The organism is Sphingopyxis sp., from assembly GCF_016704835.1.
Classification (GTDB): Bacteria; Pseudomonadota; Alphaproteobacteria; order Sphingomonadales; family Sphingomonadaceae; genus Sphingopyxis.
The window spans coordinates 626,255-640,537 of record NZ_JADIZJ010000021.1; the positions used below are offsets into that span (position 1 = coordinate 626,255).

General features: G+C 61.9%; 15 protein-coding genes and 1 pseudogene. 3 read left to right on the forward strand and 13 right to left on the reverse strand.

The features are described 5' to 3' along the window. Positions 1-852: an N-carbamoylputrescine amidase gene (aguB, locus tag IPF76_RS18105; RefSeq protein WP_293846828.1), complete on the forward strand. Its 852-nt coding sequence runs from the start codon at positions 1-3 to the stop codon at positions 850-852. 15 nt (positions 853-867) lie between these two features. On the opposite strand, the gene IPF76_RS18110 is transcribed toward aguB, so the two are convergent. The 10 genes and pseudogenes from IPF76_RS18110 to IPF76_RS18155 form a co-directional block, all read right to left on the reverse strand. Further along, positions 868-1,482, reverse strand: coding sequence for a PilZ domain-containing protein (locus tag IPF76_RS18110; protein WP_293846830.1), 615 nt, complete (start codon positions 1,480-1,482; stop codon positions 868-870). 649 nt (positions 1,483-2,131) lie between these two features. Further along, a complete protein-coding gene (locus IPF76_RS18115) occupies positions 2,132-3,097 on the reverse strand; it encodes a cation diffusion facilitator family transporter (protein ID WP_366499740.1) in 966 nt (321 codons plus the stop codon). Further along, positions 3,063-6,306 (reverse strand): annotated as a pseudogene (locus tag IPF76_RS18120) (CusA/CzcA family heavy metal efflux RND transporter). Before IPF76_RS18120 ends, IPF76_RS18115 begins: the two are co-directional and overlap by 35 nt. Before the next feature lies 1 nt (position 6,307). Continuing rightward, positions 6,308-7,498 carry an efflux RND transporter periplasmic adaptor subunit gene (locus IPF76_RS18125; protein ID WP_293846834.1) on the reverse strand — a complete coding sequence of 397 codons (1,191 nt, stop codon included), beginning with the start codon at positions 7,496-7,498 and terminating at the stop codon, positions 6,308-6,310. 3 nt (positions 7,499-7,501) lie between these two features. Next, positions 7,502-8,722: a TolC family protein gene (locus IPF76_RS18130; protein ID WP_293846836.1), complete on the reverse strand. Its 1,221-nt coding sequence runs from the start codon at positions 8,720-8,722 to the stop codon at positions 7,502-7,504. A gap of 62 nt (positions 8,723-8,784) precedes the next feature. Continuing rightward, positions 8,785-9,213, reverse strand: coding sequence for a hypothetical protein (locus IPF76_RS18135; protein ID WP_293846838.1), 429 nt, complete (start codon positions 9,211-9,213; stop codon positions 8,785-8,787). After that, positions 9,210-9,596 carry an isoprenylcysteine carboxylmethyltransferase family protein gene (locus IPF76_RS18140; RefSeq protein WP_293846840.1) on the reverse strand — a complete coding sequence of 129 codons (387 nt, stop codon included), beginning with the start codon at positions 9,594-9,596 and terminating at the stop codon, positions 9,210-9,212. Before IPF76_RS18140 ends, IPF76_RS18135 begins: the two co-directional genes overlap by 4 nt. 188 nt (positions 9,597-9,784) lie before the next feature. Next, positions 9,785-10,426, reverse strand: coding sequence for a cation transporter (locus tag IPF76_RS18145; RefSeq protein ID WP_293846842.1), 642 nt, complete (start codon positions 10,424-10,426; stop codon positions 9,785-9,787). Between the two features lie 74 nt (positions 10,427-10,500). Continuing rightward, the gene (locus IPF76_RS18150; RefSeq protein ID WP_293846843.1) at positions 10,501-10,725 is read right to left on the reverse strand and encodes a GDCCVxC domain-containing (seleno)protein; all 225 of its coding nucleotides are present in this window, start codon (positions 10,723-10,725) and stop codon (positions 10,501-10,503) included. Beyond that, positions 10,718-11,089 (reverse strand): mercuric reductase, encoded by a 372-nt coding sequence (locus IPF76_RS18155; protein WP_293846845.1) that lies wholly within the window; start codon positions 11,087-11,089, stop codon positions 10,718-10,720. The genes IPF76_RS18150 and IPF76_RS18155 overlap by 8 nt, the downstream gene beginning before the upstream one ends. Positions 11,090-11,168: 79 nt before the next feature. Here IPF76_RS18155 and IPF76_RS18160 point away from each other — a divergent pair, with 79 nt between their 5' ends. Beyond that, complete coding sequence (locus IPF76_RS18160) at positions 11,169-11,612, forward strand: MerR family transcriptional regulator (RefSeq protein WP_293846847.1); 444 nt, start codon at positions 11,169-11,171, stop codon at positions 11,610-11,612. Then, the gene (locus IPF76_RS18165; RefSeq protein WP_293846849.1) at positions 11,609-11,998 is read left to right on the forward strand and encodes a helix-turn-helix domain-containing protein; all 390 of its coding nucleotides are present in this window, start codon (positions 11,609-11,611) and stop codon (positions 11,996-11,998) included. The genes IPF76_RS18160 and IPF76_RS18165 overlap by 4 nt, the downstream gene beginning before the upstream one ends. On the opposite strand, the gene IPF76_RS18170 is transcribed toward IPF76_RS18165, so the two are convergent. From IPF76_RS18170 to IPF76_RS18180, 3 genes are read right to left on the reverse strand one after another with little or no spacing between them, the layout of a single operon-like run. Next, entirely contained in the window at positions 11,973-12,626 is a 654-nt protein-coding gene (locus IPF76_RS18170) for a class I SAM-dependent methyltransferase (protein WP_293846851.1), read from the reverse strand. The genes IPF76_RS18165 and IPF76_RS18170 overlap by 26 nt on opposite strands. Further along, complete coding sequence (locus IPF76_RS18175; protein WP_293846853.1) at positions 12,619-13,338, reverse strand: PepSY domain-containing protein; 720 nt, start codon at positions 13,336-13,338, stop codon at positions 12,619-12,621. The genes IPF76_RS18170 and IPF76_RS18175 overlap by 8 nt, the downstream gene beginning before the upstream one ends. After that, positions 13,338-14,270 (reverse strand): copper resistance protein B, encoded by a 933-nt coding sequence (locus IPF76_RS18180; RefSeq protein WP_293846855.1) that lies wholly within the window; start codon positions 14,268-14,270, stop codon positions 13,338-13,340. Before IPF76_RS18180 ends, IPF76_RS18175 begins: the two co-directional genes overlap by 1 nt. Positions 14,271-14,283 lie beyond the last annotated feature (13 nt).

The window sequence follows — 14,283 nt, forward strand, 5'->3', positions numbered from 1 at the left end:
ATGACCCGCACGATCACCGTTGCCGCGCTGCAACTTCCCCTGCCCGGCCCCGCTCAGCCCAATATCGAGGCCGTGACCGCGCTCGTCGAGGACGCCGCCGCGCAAGGCGCGCAGGTCATCCTGCCGCCCGAACTTTTCGAAGGTCCCTATTTCTGTCAGGTCGAAGCTGAGGAATTGTTCGCCTCGGCGCGTCCGACCGCCGAGCATCCGAGCGTCGTCGCTATGCAGGCGCTCGCCGCGAAGCTGAAGGTTGCGATTCCGACGAGCTATTTCGAGAAGGACGGGCCGCATTATTACAACACGCTCGCGATGATCGGCCCCGACGGCGCGATCATGGGGACGTATCGCAAAAGCCATATCCCCGACGGTCCGGGCTATGAGGAAAAATATTATTTCCGCCCTGGCAACACGGGGTTCAAAGTGTGGGACGTCTTCGGCACGCGGATCGGCGTCGGCGTCTGCTGGGACCAATGGTATCCCGAATGCGCGCGCGCGATGGCGCTGATGGGCGCCGAGCTGCTGTTCTACCCCACCGCGATCGGCAGCGAGCCCTACGACGCCGACCTCGACACCAGCCGGATGTGGCGCCGTGCGATGCAGGGGCATGCGGTGTCGAACTGCATGCCAGTGATCGCCGCGAACCGCATCGGGGCCGAAGGCGACGCCAATTTCTATGGCCACAGCTTTATCAGCGACGAATGGGGCGATCTGACGCAGGAATTTGGCGCGTCGGAAACCGGTGTGCTGATCGAAACTATCGATCTCGACCGCGCGGCGAAGCACCGTGCGGGAATGGGATTTTTTCGCGACCGGCGACCGCAGCTTTATGGGCGGCTGGTTGAAGACATTTGAATCGGCGAAGCAGGCTCAGCTCTCGAAGCGGCGGATGCTTTCCAGGTCAGCGCGATCGAGCGGTTGGGTCAGCCACAGACCACCGCGACCGGCGCGCGACCAACGCACGATCGCGCGGCGCTTGACCCCACCCGCCAGGATCAGATCGAGTTCCTTGCCGACCTCGAAATGGCCGTCGTGGAGAAATCCAGCGCCATGCTGCGACAGATCGACCAGTTCGATGCTGCCCGTTCCCTCATCCGTTACCGCCTGGGCCCGGCTATGCACCGGCAGGCGCGGCTGGCGATAACCGGTAGCGCGCTGCTCGGCGGCCAGTTTTTTGAGCACATCGGCGACATCGACCTCTTTGTCGAAGGCAACACCGCAGCGGCCTTCATCGGACCAAACCACCGTGCCGCGCAGCTGCACTGTATCGGACAGCGCGATTTCGAGCTGTTCACCAACGCTGATCGGTACGTCCGCGGCGAGCATCATGCCGCGGTCGGATATATTGCGGACCCGCCACAGCCCGGCATCACCGTTGCGTATGATTTTCGCGATACGCCACACGGTGCGATAGCGATCGGCGCCGCGGCGATCACTGGCCGCGGCGGCAAATTCCTGCTCTTCGCTGGGGCAAGGTTGATTCATGACGTCCACCTTATCGGAGCAGGGTCAGAGCGAACCGGAAAGTCGCGATAAAAACTGCAAAATTCGCAATTCCACCCCAGTCCTGATATGGTGTTTTTCATTGTTTTCAATGCTCGTGCAGGTCGTCGTTTATAAGGATTCGGTGAACGCCACCGAACACCCGGCCAAACTTGATCGCTAACCATGAATAAATTTCGTAATTTGCATGTTTTAACGGTGCCAGCGCGGCGACATTAAGCGCCAGAATGGCAGCACCAGCCCAGCGACGGCACTCCATCGCACGCGCCAATCGCCAGTACGACGCGTCGCACACAGGTCGCGGCCCTACAAAATGTCGAAAATGCCTATGGTGCCCCTGGCCGGACTCGAACCAGCACTCCTTGCGGAACCGCATTTTGAGTGGGCCAAGACTATGTTAAGTAATTGATATCAAATTAAAATTTCTCGGTCAATCGATTTTTGTGCAAGGCTTTGTGTAAGTGTGTAAGACTTGTGTAAGGCTTTCCCACAAAAAGTCGGACGCGCCTTTGGTTGCTTAATAGCTGCTTGCAGACCTCGCTTCCAGTCCACATGATCTATCAATGATTGCCTCTCGCCCGAACCCCGCATGAAGGGGTGCTGGTTCGCTGCTTTGACCCTATGCCGCACATCACTTGTGCAGGCTCTCTTCATCGCCGCACGGCTCGGTTTCGGTCTGGATCGTCGCGTGGTGAATAGCGAACCGCGCTTCAAGCATTTCAGCAAGCGAGCGGCGGACGCCTTCTGCTTTGGTCTCCTCGGTGACGGCAACATGCGCGGTGAGGCTGGCGTCGTCACCTGCCACAGACCAAAGATGCAGATCGTGAACACCTGTTACGCCCGAAACCTCGCCTATCGCCGCTCGGATCGCTTTCAAGTCGAACCCGCGCGGGACACCTTGCAGCAGTATGTGGGTGGTATCGCTCAAGAGGGTCCAGGTGCGCGGCAGCACCCACAGGCCAATGCCGATGGCGACGATAGGGTCGATCCAGTTGAGCTTGGTGAAATAGATCGCGATGGCCGCACCGATGACGCCAATCGACCCAAGCATGTCTGCCCAAACTTCGAGATAGGCACCCTTTACGTTGAGGCTGTCGTCCTTTCCGCCTGCGAGGATGCGCATAGAAATCAGGTTCACGATCAGGCCGATTGTTGCAACGATCAGCATTCCGACCGACTCAACGGGCTTGGGATCAAAGAAACGCCCGACGCCCTCGATCAGCACATAGCCCGCAACCGCAAACAGTAGGATCGCGTTGAAAGCGGCAGCAAGGATTTCAAAACGTCGATAGCCGAAAGTGCGCTGGTCGTCGGGCGGGCGCTGGCCGATCTTCACAGCCGCAAGCGCGATGGCCAGGGCCGCGCTGTCGGTGAACATATGCGCGGCGTCGGATAGCAGCGCGAGGCTGTCGAACACGAACGCGCCGACCAGCTCGGCAATGAGGAAAGCTGTGGTCAGCCCAAGCGCGATGGCGAGCCGCTTGGTGCTTGCTCCCGTGCCGTGGCTATGCCCGGCATGTCCACCTCCGGCTGCGTCGTGATCATGTCCCATTTCTTTCCCCCTACGCCGGAAGCTCGCTGCCGAGCGTATCGACATCGGAATACTCGCCTGTTTCGTGATGCTTGTGTTTGCCCCTGAGCAGCAACTGACTGATCGCGGGCAAAACGAACAGCGTCAGGATCGTCGAGGTAATCAGCCCGCCGATCACGACGATGGCGAGCGGCTTTTGCACCTCCGCGCCCTGCCCGGTCGCCAGCGCCATCGGCACAAAGCCGATAGCGGGAACGATCCCGGTCATCAGCACCGCGCGGAAGCGTTCGAGCGAGCCTTCGACAATGGCCTGAGCCACTGCCAGACCTTCCTCAAGCCGCTGGTTGATCGCAGTCATCACGACAAGGCCGTTCAAGACGCCGACACCCGCCAGCACGATGAAGCCTACTGCTGCCGATACCGAGAAGGGCAAACCGGCGAGCGCCAATGCGAACACACCGCCCGCCAACCCCAATGGGATTGCCGAATAGACCGCTATCGCCGGCCGAAATCCGCGCAAGGCGACAAACAGGATGCCGAAGATCGCCGCGAAAACGATGGGGATGACCAGCGACAAGCGCCGCGAGGCGGCTTGCAGGTTCTCGAACTGTCCGCCCCATTCGATGGCGCTGCCCGGCGGCAATTGGACTTGCGCTGCGACCTTGCTTTGCGCCTCGGCGATGAAACTGCCCGAGATCGTTCCCGCGCACATTCGCTTGGACGACGACCCGGCGTTGGCCGTTGTCGCGGCTGACCTGATTGAGACCCTCGGAGAAACCAAAGCTCGCGACCGCGCTCAGCGGGATCGACGCGCCTTCCTGCGGCAGCATGACCGGCAGAGCGCCCACTGCATCAAGATCGTCACGGCCCGCATTGGGCAGGCGCACGACAATATCGAACCGCCGGTCGCCCTCGAAGACGATCCCCGCCTCGCGCCCGCCAAGGGCGGCGGCCACGGTGTCGGTCACGTCCTGCAAGGTCAGGCCGTAGCGCGCGATGGCATCGCGGTCGAACTTCACATCAAGCTGCGGGAAACCCTCGGTCTGTTCGACCTTTACGTCGGCGGCACCCGGAACGGTATTAAGCACCGCCGCCACTTTCGCACCAGCCGCGCTCATTGCGTCGAGATCGTCGCCATAGAGCTTGATCGCAATATCGCCGCGCACCCCAGCAATCAGCTCGTTGAAGCGCAGTTCGATGGGTTGGCTGATCTCGAATGCGCTGCCGACCAAAGGTTTGAGCTTGGCTTCGAGGCGTTCGATCACCTCGTCTTTGCTGGTCACGCCAGCAGGCCATTCTTCCTTGGGTTTGAGGATGACGAACGAGTCCGAGATATTAGGCGGCATCGGATCGGTGCCGACCTCAGCCGTCCCGGTCTTGGAGAACATATAGGCGACCTCGGGCAACGAGATTGCCGCCTTCTCGATCTGACGTTGCAGAGTCAGCGACTGACTCAGCGAAGTCGAAGGGATGCGGATGCCTTGCAGCGCGATATCGCCTTCGTCGAGCTGCGGGATGAACTCGCGGCCCAGCATAAGGAACACCAGTCCCGCCAGCACGAACGCGCCCACGCCAGCGCCGATCCACGGCCAGGGCCGCGCCACCGCCTTGTCGAGCAGGGGAATGTAGCGCTCCTTGGCAAGTGCCACCGCCTTCACCTCCTTTTCAGACACCTCGCCGCGAATGAGCAAGGCAACCATTGCCGGCACGAAGGTGAGCGAGAGGATGAATGCGCCGCCCAAAGCGAGCATCACGGTGATCGCCATTGGCGAGAACATCTTGCCCTCGACGCCCGTGAACGTGAGCAGGGGCGCGAAGACAAGGAAGATGATCGCCTGCCCGTAAATGGTGGGGCGCACCATTTCACGCGAGGCCTCGAACACCTCGTGCAATCGCTCGGTCAGGGTCAGCAAGCGCCCTTCGTGATGCTGTCGCTCCGCCAACCGTCTGAGGCAGTTTTCAATGATGATGATCGAGCCATCGACGATCAGCCCAAAATCGAGCGCGCCCAGGCTCATCAGATTGCCCGATGTGCCGGTGGCGTTCATCCCCATTGCCATCATCAGGAACGATATCGGGATGACCAGCGTGGCGATGAGTGCCGCGCGGATATTTCCAAGCAGCCAGAACAGAACCGCGACGACCAGCAACGCGCCTTCCAGCAGGTTTTTCTCGACCGTCCAGATCGTCGCATTGACCAGTTTGGAACGGTCCAGCACGGTCTTGACCTTGATCCCCGGCGGCATCGACTTGGCGACCTCGCCAAGCCGTTCGGCAACGGCGTTGGCGACGATCCGGCTGTTGCCGCCCGCGATCATCAACGCGGTGCCGACGACAACCTCATTGCCATTTTCAGACGCCGCGCCGGTGCGCAAATCGCCGCCGATGCGAACGGTGGCAACATCGCGCACCGCAACCGCGATTCCGCCGCGTGTTGTCACGGTCGCACGGCCGATTTCGTCGAGCGTGCGGATACGGCCATCGGCTTTCACCAGAAATGCCTCGCCGCCGCGTTCGACGAAGTTCGCGCCGACCGAGATATTGGCCTTTTCAAGCGCCTCCGCGAGTTCGGAAAAGGAGACATGATAGGTGGCGAGTTTGGCCGGATCGGGTTCGACCACAAATTGCTTTTCATAGCCGCCGATGCTGTCGATCCCGGCAACGCCTTGCACCGTTTTCAACTGGGGCCGGATCACCCAATCCTGCACGGTGCGCAGATAGGCGAGCTTCGAGACCTCATCGGTCAGTGAATTGCCATCTGTCGTAAGATAGGAGCCATCGGGCTGAAAGCCGGGTTTGCCGGCAACCTTGGGATTTTTCGCGGTGCCTGCCGGTTCATATTCCACGACATACATCAGCACTTCGCCGAGCCCGGTCGTCACTGGCCCCATTTGCGGCTCCACGCCTTCGGGCAGGCTTTCCTTTGCCTGGGTCAGCCGCTCGGCGACTTGCTGGCGCGCGAAATAGAGATCGACGCCCTCGTCGAAAACGACCGTCACCTGCGAAAACCCGTTGCGCGAGATTGAGCGCGAGCTTTCCAGCCCCGGTATGCCCGCCATCGCGGTTTCAACCGGGAAGGTAACAAGCCGCTCCATGTCGAGCGGGCCAAGCGCTGGCGCGACTGTATTCACCTGCACCTGCTTGTTGGTGATGTCGGGAACCGCGTCGATTGGCAGCTTCAAAAGCTGCGCGGCACCGAAAGCAGCAATGATGAGCGTGACGACAACCACGCCCCAGCGGAAGCGGATCGCGCTATCCAGAAGTTTTTCGATCATCTCAGTGCCCCGCCTCGCCCTTGCCGAGTTCGGCCTTGAGTAGGAACGCGCCCTTGGTCGCGACGACGGCGCCAGCGGGAATACCGCTGACGATCTCGATCCGCCCACCGCTGCGCTCGCCGATCACAACTTCGGTTGCCTGAAAGCCTTTTGGACCGCGCACAAAGACCATGTTCTTGCCTTCGACGGTCTGGACGGCTTCCTCCGGGAGCGTCATGCGCCCATCGCTCGGTTGGCCGCCGGGACGCACGCGGACGCGGACACCTTGGCCAGCGGTCAGTTGCGCCGCGCCTTGCGGGGTCAGGATGAGCGTTGCGGTCTTGCTTTGCGCATCGAGTGCCGGGGTGATCGAATGGACGGTGGCAATTCGTGTTTCGCCATCGGCCAGTTCGATGACCGCTGTATCGCCCACACGAACCCGGCGCGCATCGGCGGGCAGCACGGAGGCGTTGACCTGCAAGCGGTTGGGATCGGAGATGTGAAACAGGTCGGTGCCTGCCAGCACATATGCGCCAAGCCGCGCATCGGCGCGGGTCAGCCGTCCGGTGATCGGGCTGGTGATTGCCAGCGTCCGGCCATCGCCCGATAGTTTGGACGCGCCCGCTGCGGACTGCGAACGCCGCAATTCGGCTTCGGCCTCGGCAAGCGTCGCCTGCGCCGCTTCGAGATCCTGCCGGGCGGTCACACGCGCATCGAACAGCCGCTTTTCGCGGGTATAGGCTGAACGCGCCGCATTGACGCGAGCTTGCGCACTGCTGCGGTCGGCAACCAATGTGGCAGCCTCGCGGCTTTCAAGAAGAGCAATGGTTTCGCCAGCGCGCACATTGTCGCCCAGATGCTGGGTAATCCGCACAATCGCCCCGTCGGCACGAGCAGTTAGAACCGCTTCGCCTTCGGAGGTAGTAGCGACAACGCCCTGCGCGATGATCTCCGCCGCCAGCCCCCCCGGACTGACCGCCTCGGTGACGATCCCCGCCGCCTGCGCCCGCGCGGAATCCATCGCGACGAAGCCCTCAGGGCCGTGATTTTCTTCCTCGCCATGCTCGCCTTCTTCGCCAAGGTTTTCGGCACCTGCGGTCGCGGCGCTCGGTGCAAACAGCGTGCGCCCAAGCATTACGCCGCCTCCGCCCACGACGAGTGCGGCGATCGCAACCCCGGCGATCAGTTTCGATTTGTTGGTGTCGTCAATCATGGTTCAATTCCCTGCGCGCGCTTGAGCGCGGATCAGTGCGGCGAGCGCACGGGCGCGGTCGAGACGGGCCTCGATCAGCGCGGTTTTGGCGGTGGTGAGCGCGGCCTGCGCGTCGAGCAGTTCGAGCAGGCTGAACTTGCCCGCGCCGTAGCCGATGCGCGCGAGCCTGACTGCTTCCTCGGCTTGTGCCAGCGATGGCCCGGACAGTGCTTCGACCCGCGCGTCGGCGGCACCAAGCAGCATCCTTGCATCATGCTGCGCGCGCCGTGCATCGAGTCCTGCCAGCCTGAGGGAGGCCTCGCTGGCGAGGCTGTCGGCTTGCGCTGCGTCGATATTGCCCCGGTTTCGATCACGGAATGGCAAGGGTATCGAGAAGCCGGCGACGAACGCGGTTTCGCGGCCTTCGCCAAAACGCCGAACACCGCCGCTTGCCGTCACATCGGGGACAGCATCGGCACGGGCAACGCGGATGCGGGCCTGCGCGGTGTCTCGCTCGGCGGCGGCAAGCTGTTCGTCGAGCGACGGCGTTGCGGGCGGCAGTGCGCCGGGTGCGGCCTCGTCGTCTGAGACCGTCGCCGACAGCTCGGTATCGTCGCTGCCGATCAGGTCGGCCAGCAGGCGGCGGGCAGCGAGCAATGCGCCAAAAGCGCGGGCCTCCTCGGCCTGTGCTTCGGCCAGCACCGCTTCGGAGCGGAGCTGCCGCAACGGCGGATCGCGTCCGGCTTCGACCAGCACCTTTGCAGTGCGCGCCAGTTCGCGCGACTGCGCGACGTTCTCGCGGGCCAGCACTGCGCGATCTTCGGCAGCGCGCAATTCGGCATGGGCAATGCGAACGTCGCGCGCGAGATCGGCCTCGGCAGCGCGGAACGCCAAAAAGGCGAAGTCGCGTTCGGATGAGGCGACCGCGACCCGCGCAGAGCGCTTGCCGCCCAATTCGATCCGCTGGCTTAACGCCAGCGTCGTTTCGGTGCTGCGTAATCCCTGAAATACTCCGGTTCCGGCAAAATTCTCGACCTCAAGACTGAGTTCGGGATTGGGCGAGGCTCCCGCCTGCCGTGCCCGCGCCTCGGCGGCGTCGGCTTTCGCCTTCGCTACCGCGATGCGCGGCGATTGTTCCGCCCCTTGGGCGAGCGCTGCCGCCAGACTCACCGGTTCGGCCAAAGCCGCCCCGCTGCTGGCGATAAGCGCGCCCGCCATCAAGGCGGCACGCAAAGATAATTTCATGAAAAGGCTCCTGAACGCATGTCACGGTCGCGCAGGGGCAGTCCCCCACGCGGCGGCATGGTTCAGGCGTTGGGTGGGTCGAGCGGCGGTGCCTGGCTGCGCGAAAGCAGCGGCGTAGTTGAAGTCGGAGGCGCCAACAGCGCCTTTGAAAGTCCGCTCAGGCCGATGCGTGGTCCGTCCAAATGCAGCGCAACGCTGCAATGATGATGACTGACCGCATGGCAGGGCATGTCCGTGTCAACGCGCGCCGGCTGCGAATGATCGGCGTCGTCGATTTCGGGGCCAATCTCGTGGACATCGAGCATTTCGCTCGCGTGAACCGGGCTATGACCGCTGGCGTGCGCCATTGCGGGCATGACAACAATGCCGAAAAACAGCCCAATCAAAACCAAGAGTGAAGTAAATCGACCCCGCATCGAATGCTGCGTAGCAGCATGAACACAGCGCGGCAATTGAGTTCGCTTTGTGATGTTGAGGGGCGTAATATTCATGCCGCGCGTTTCCACCCCAGCCAGCGCGGAACCGTGGCGCGGAACGCGCGATAAGGCTGGCCGAAACTGGCCTCCAAATGTGCTTCCTCAATCCGCACTTGCACGGCACAGGACATGACGAAAACCGCAAGTGCCGCCCAAGCCCACCAAAGACCCGATGCCATCGCGGCGGCCAGCCCGACCAGCATCATGCCAACAAATATCGGGTTGCGGCTAAACCGGAACAGGCCGTGAGAGATGAAAAGCGGCGCGTCACTTGCGCGAACGCCGATCCGCCAAGCCCGCCCCATCTGGACTTGCGCGACGATCACGACCGCTGCGCCGACAAGCGCGACAATCGCAGCGGGCAACATCAAGACCGTCTTGCCATCCCATGCAGCCATGCCACTTGCCACGATCAAAGCGGCAGTGCTTGCCGCGAATGACAAGCCTGCGATGCGCTGGATGCCTCTTGCTTCCAGGAAAGCCAGTGGGCGGTCGCCCGTGCGCCGTCTGATCGCTATCCCACGCAAGACGGTCGCGGCTATGATCGCAATCATGGCAGCGACCGGAATGGATTGCGGCCAGAACATCAAACTTGCTCCACCCCGCGCGGCATTGCCTTCAACTCGCCCAGCGCCTGCCGCAGCACCTGAACGCCTCCGGTCAACGCCAGTGCGGCCATGACGCTCGCGACAATCAGGTCAGGCCATGCGCTGCCGGTCCCCAACACTCCTAGTGCCGCCAGCATCACCGCGACATTGCCGATGGCGTCGTTGCGCGAGCATATCCAAACCGAGCGCATGTTCGCGTCCCCCGTCCGGTAGCGATAGAGCAACAATGCGACCCCGACATTGGCGGCAAGCGCCAGCGCGCCGATTGCGCCCATCGTTGCCGGGTCAGGCGTGGCTCCATTCACAAATGCAAGAACAGCACTGCCAAAAACCCATGCGGCAAAGCCGAGCATGAACAGCGATTTGAGCAACGCAGCGCGCGCGCGCCATGCCAGCGCCGCACTGACGACCGCTAGGCTCACGGCATAATTGGCAGCGTCGCCCAGGAAATCGAGCGCGTCGGCTTGAAGCGCCCGGCTATCCGCCGCCGCGCCCGCGACCATCTCGACCAGAAACATCACCGCATTGACGATCAGCGCTGCCCACAGCACCCGCCGCCAGCGCGGATCGGCCTTGGCCACCTCGCTTCCGCAGGCGCTCTCGCAGCAACTGTCCGCCATTCAACATCCTTCTCGACAAATCCCGAGTCGGACATCTATCTACACCCTGTAGCAACTACAGGGTCAAGCGCCTACTATCCGCAAGTGTCGCATCCACTCCCTTGCTGGATTGGCGGGCATTTTACCGTTCCATATGAGCAAAATACGCAGCAATCGCCGGTCAGTGGCCGCAGAAGTCTTTGGCAACCGGTGCAGTCGTAGAAGAACCAGCAGGCGTCTGTCGGCATGGTTTCGACCTTCTGGGTGCCGCATTCAGGGCAGGTCAGCATGGACTGAAGGATTACTGCCGGGTCAGACATAGAGAATACCTGCAACAAGCAGGCCGGCCCCAATCAGCAATCCTCCGGCGAGGGCAATCCGCAACCATCGTGGCGAGCTGGCGGCAACACCACCACAACGGACGGCGTTTTGATGAGCGCGCCAAAGCATGAAAGCCGAAATCAGCAAGGAAAGCGCGCTGATTGCAATCCAGATGTCACGATGAGGGGCAGTGACCGAAGCGATACCAGTAAGCCAAGCCGTTCCGATGCCCGCCGTTGCAAGCATGATTGGCAGAGCACAGCAAGCAGCCACGCCGAACGCTGCACCGATGCCGCCTACAGTGAGCAAGGCGGCACCGCCCAGCCTCGCCTTGTCGGATCGGGGGTCAGGTTGGTTGGCCATTTCTACATCCTTGTCGAATCACAGTCCGGCTTGTACCGTCTGTAGCAACTACAGACTCAAGCGTTTTTGAAGGCGGACTTTGACCCGAGAAGGATTTGCAATTGGCGCACTGTCGCAGCAGTGCGGATGCAACATTGAAACGATACGTTATTATGAACGGATCGGCCTCATCCCGCGTGCAGAGCGACGCGGGCGTTATCGCTACTACACGAGCGAGGATGCCGACCGCCTGCGCTTCATCAAGCGCGCACGTGCGCTCGGGTTTGCTATTGAGGAAATTCGCGATCTGCTCAGACTGACCAAATCAGGGTTGGAAGATGGCGTGGATGCTTGCGCTGACGCGAAGGCAATTGCGCAGTCGAACTTGGACATCGTGAAAGCACGACTCGAAGACCTCAAGCGCATGGAAGCGGCCCTCACTGATGCGATCGGAGCCTGCGACCGAGATTCGTTCCGGGGCTGCCCGATCCTTGCGACGCTAAGTGGAACGTACAAAACCGTCGATGGCAGAATTGTGCCATGAAAATTGGCGAACTGGCGAGTGCAACCGCGACCAAGGTCGAGACGGTGCGATACTATGAGAAGATCGGCTTGCTGCCGCCGCCCGCGCGCACCTCGGCCAATTACCGCGCCTATGGGACCGAGCATCTGGCACGCCTCTCGTTCATCCGCCGCGCCCGTGATCTCGGCTTCACGCTCGAAGCTGTGCGGGAATTGCTGACTCTGTCCGACGACAAGGCGCAATCCTGCGAAGCGGTGGACGGCATCGCCCGCGTCCACCTCAACGACATCGACCGCAAGATCGGCGATCTCACCGCGCTGCGCAGAGAACTGGATCGCGTGATTGGTTCCTGCCGACACGGGACGGTTGCCGACTGCAAGATCATCGAGACGCTGGGTCCGCGCTGAATATCGAAATCGTGCCCGTAGGCGTGTCCAGGCTCCAAACGGCTGTCTGCGGTGCGCCACAAATGCGCTCCAGCTCTTGCTCCAGAAATCCATCGGCATTGGGCTGTGTGTTGGTCCGGCCATCGGCAGACTGCACGATCTTAAACGCTTGCCGCATCAACCAGCTACGCTGCTCGGCATAGTCGGCAATGAGGACTAGCCCGCCCGGCTTCGTCGCCGTGAACATCGCTTCAAGACCGGCGCGCTTCTCCTCAACCGGGACTTGGTGGAAGACGAGGCTGGACACGACCTTGTCGAATTGGCCGAAATTTGTGGCATCGCGCGCAAAACCGGAATGCCATTCGATCTCCACTCCGGCGATTTCCGCCTTCGTCACAGCAATTCTGCGCGCCTCTGGATCGGGATCGAGTCCGACGATTCGCGCGTCCGGCTCGATCTGCTTGATTAGGATCGCGAATGAGCCAGTGCCGCACCCGACATCAAGGATGCGCTCGCCGGGCTTCGGCGCGAGCGCTTCGAGAAGGTTGGCCCGCCATGTTGCTTCCCGGGTCAAAAGCGCCAGCAGCCGATCATAGGCACTGGTGGGCAGGAAACGACCGGCGGCAGGCGTGAATGCCGCTTCAGGCATTGCGCCGCGCCCGCCTAAAGGGCCAGCGCATGAACAGCAGGATTGTCCCGGCAACACCCAACGCCAATCCTCCGATGGCGAAGGTCAGCAGCCACCAGCTGTTGAAATTCTCATGGTTCTTCCAGTCCATGATGTGCAGGCTCCAGAAGAAATCGTAGAGCCGCCACGTCCCGTTGCGGACAGCGGTGATTTTACCGGTTTCCGCCGCGACGAAAACGCTGGTGTGATCGGGGTCGGCGAAGGCGATGCGCCATGCGGGCAGCGCGCCACGATATTCTGGACTTTCTGCGGACACGCGGATCGGCTGCGATGCAGGCTTGTCAGCACCTTTCCAGGCGGATCGGGCAATTCGAGTAGCCTGGATCGCATCAACTGGAGGCAAAGCCGCGCCATTGCGGGCGTCGAACAGGCGGACGCCCTTTCCAGTCACAACTTCGGCAATCGGCCTCCCGTCAAGCATCCGCAAGGCAATCGCTTCAATCGGCGCGTTGGCCTGTGTGAGCAGCGTTTCCAAGGCGACCATCCGCGTATTGGGCGGAATGGTTGCAATTGCTTCGCGGTCCACCAGATGTTCCCCGCGAACCTTGTCGATCGGCAGGAAGCTCATCAACGCGCCGCTGGCGAACCAGATCAGAAGCTGCGCGCCGAGGATCAACGCCAGCCATTTGTGGACGCGGCTTGCGGCCAGATGGTAGCGCGTTCGCCGTCCCATCAAAACCAGAAGCGGATTCCGGCGACGAAATTGATCACGTCTGCATCCTCCCCCGCAGCACGGGCATAGCGCGCCGTGTCCCCAACTTTCCTCGCCCATTCGACCCCAATGTAGGGCGCGAACTCCTTGCGCACTTCATAGCGCAACCGAAGTCCCAGTTCGACATCGGACAGTCCTGAGCCGATTCCGTTCTCCGGCACGTCTTGAAGCGCGAAATTCACCTCGGCACGCGGCTGAAGAATCAACCGCTGAGTGATCCGCTGATCGTAATAACCTTCGAGCCGACCCAGCACATCGCCCTTGTTCGACAGGAACAGCGCGCCCTCAACCTCGAACCAGTAAGGTGCCAAGCCTTCGAACCCGACGGTCGCATAGGTCCGCCGCGGCCTTGGCCCCAAATCTTGCCGCACACCGGCTTGGAGATTGAAATAGGGACCGACTGCGCGGCTGTAGAGCAACTGGACCTCGGCCTCTTCGACCCCTTCGCCGAATGTGCCTTCGCCCTCGCTTTTGACCGTCAGTCGGTTGATGTCGCCGCCGTACCAGCCTTCGCCGTCCCAGCGATATCCGTTGCGGCCTTGTCGTGCCTGATACTCGGCCAGGTTGAAGCTGAGAAAGGTCAAGGTCTGGCCACCGTTTTCCTTCATCATTTCATCGCGTGAACGCGCCATTTCCGATGCCGGGAAAATGCGATCCGCATACCAGTCGTCGGGCGGCGCTGGAGCCGGGGCATCGCCCGGAGGCAGGTCCGTCCCTGACTTGCTGGCATCGACGACCGGCTCACTGCCCGACTTCGGCGTGCAATGCCCCATTTTGGCGTGTTCGGGAGGACAATCGGGGTCGCCGGTGGCTTCGGGCGAAGCGGCGAAACCTGCATTGGGTTGGCTGGGCGCTAGGTGCAGTGCCCCATCTTCGCGTGTTCCGGCGTGCATTCCGAAGGCGGCG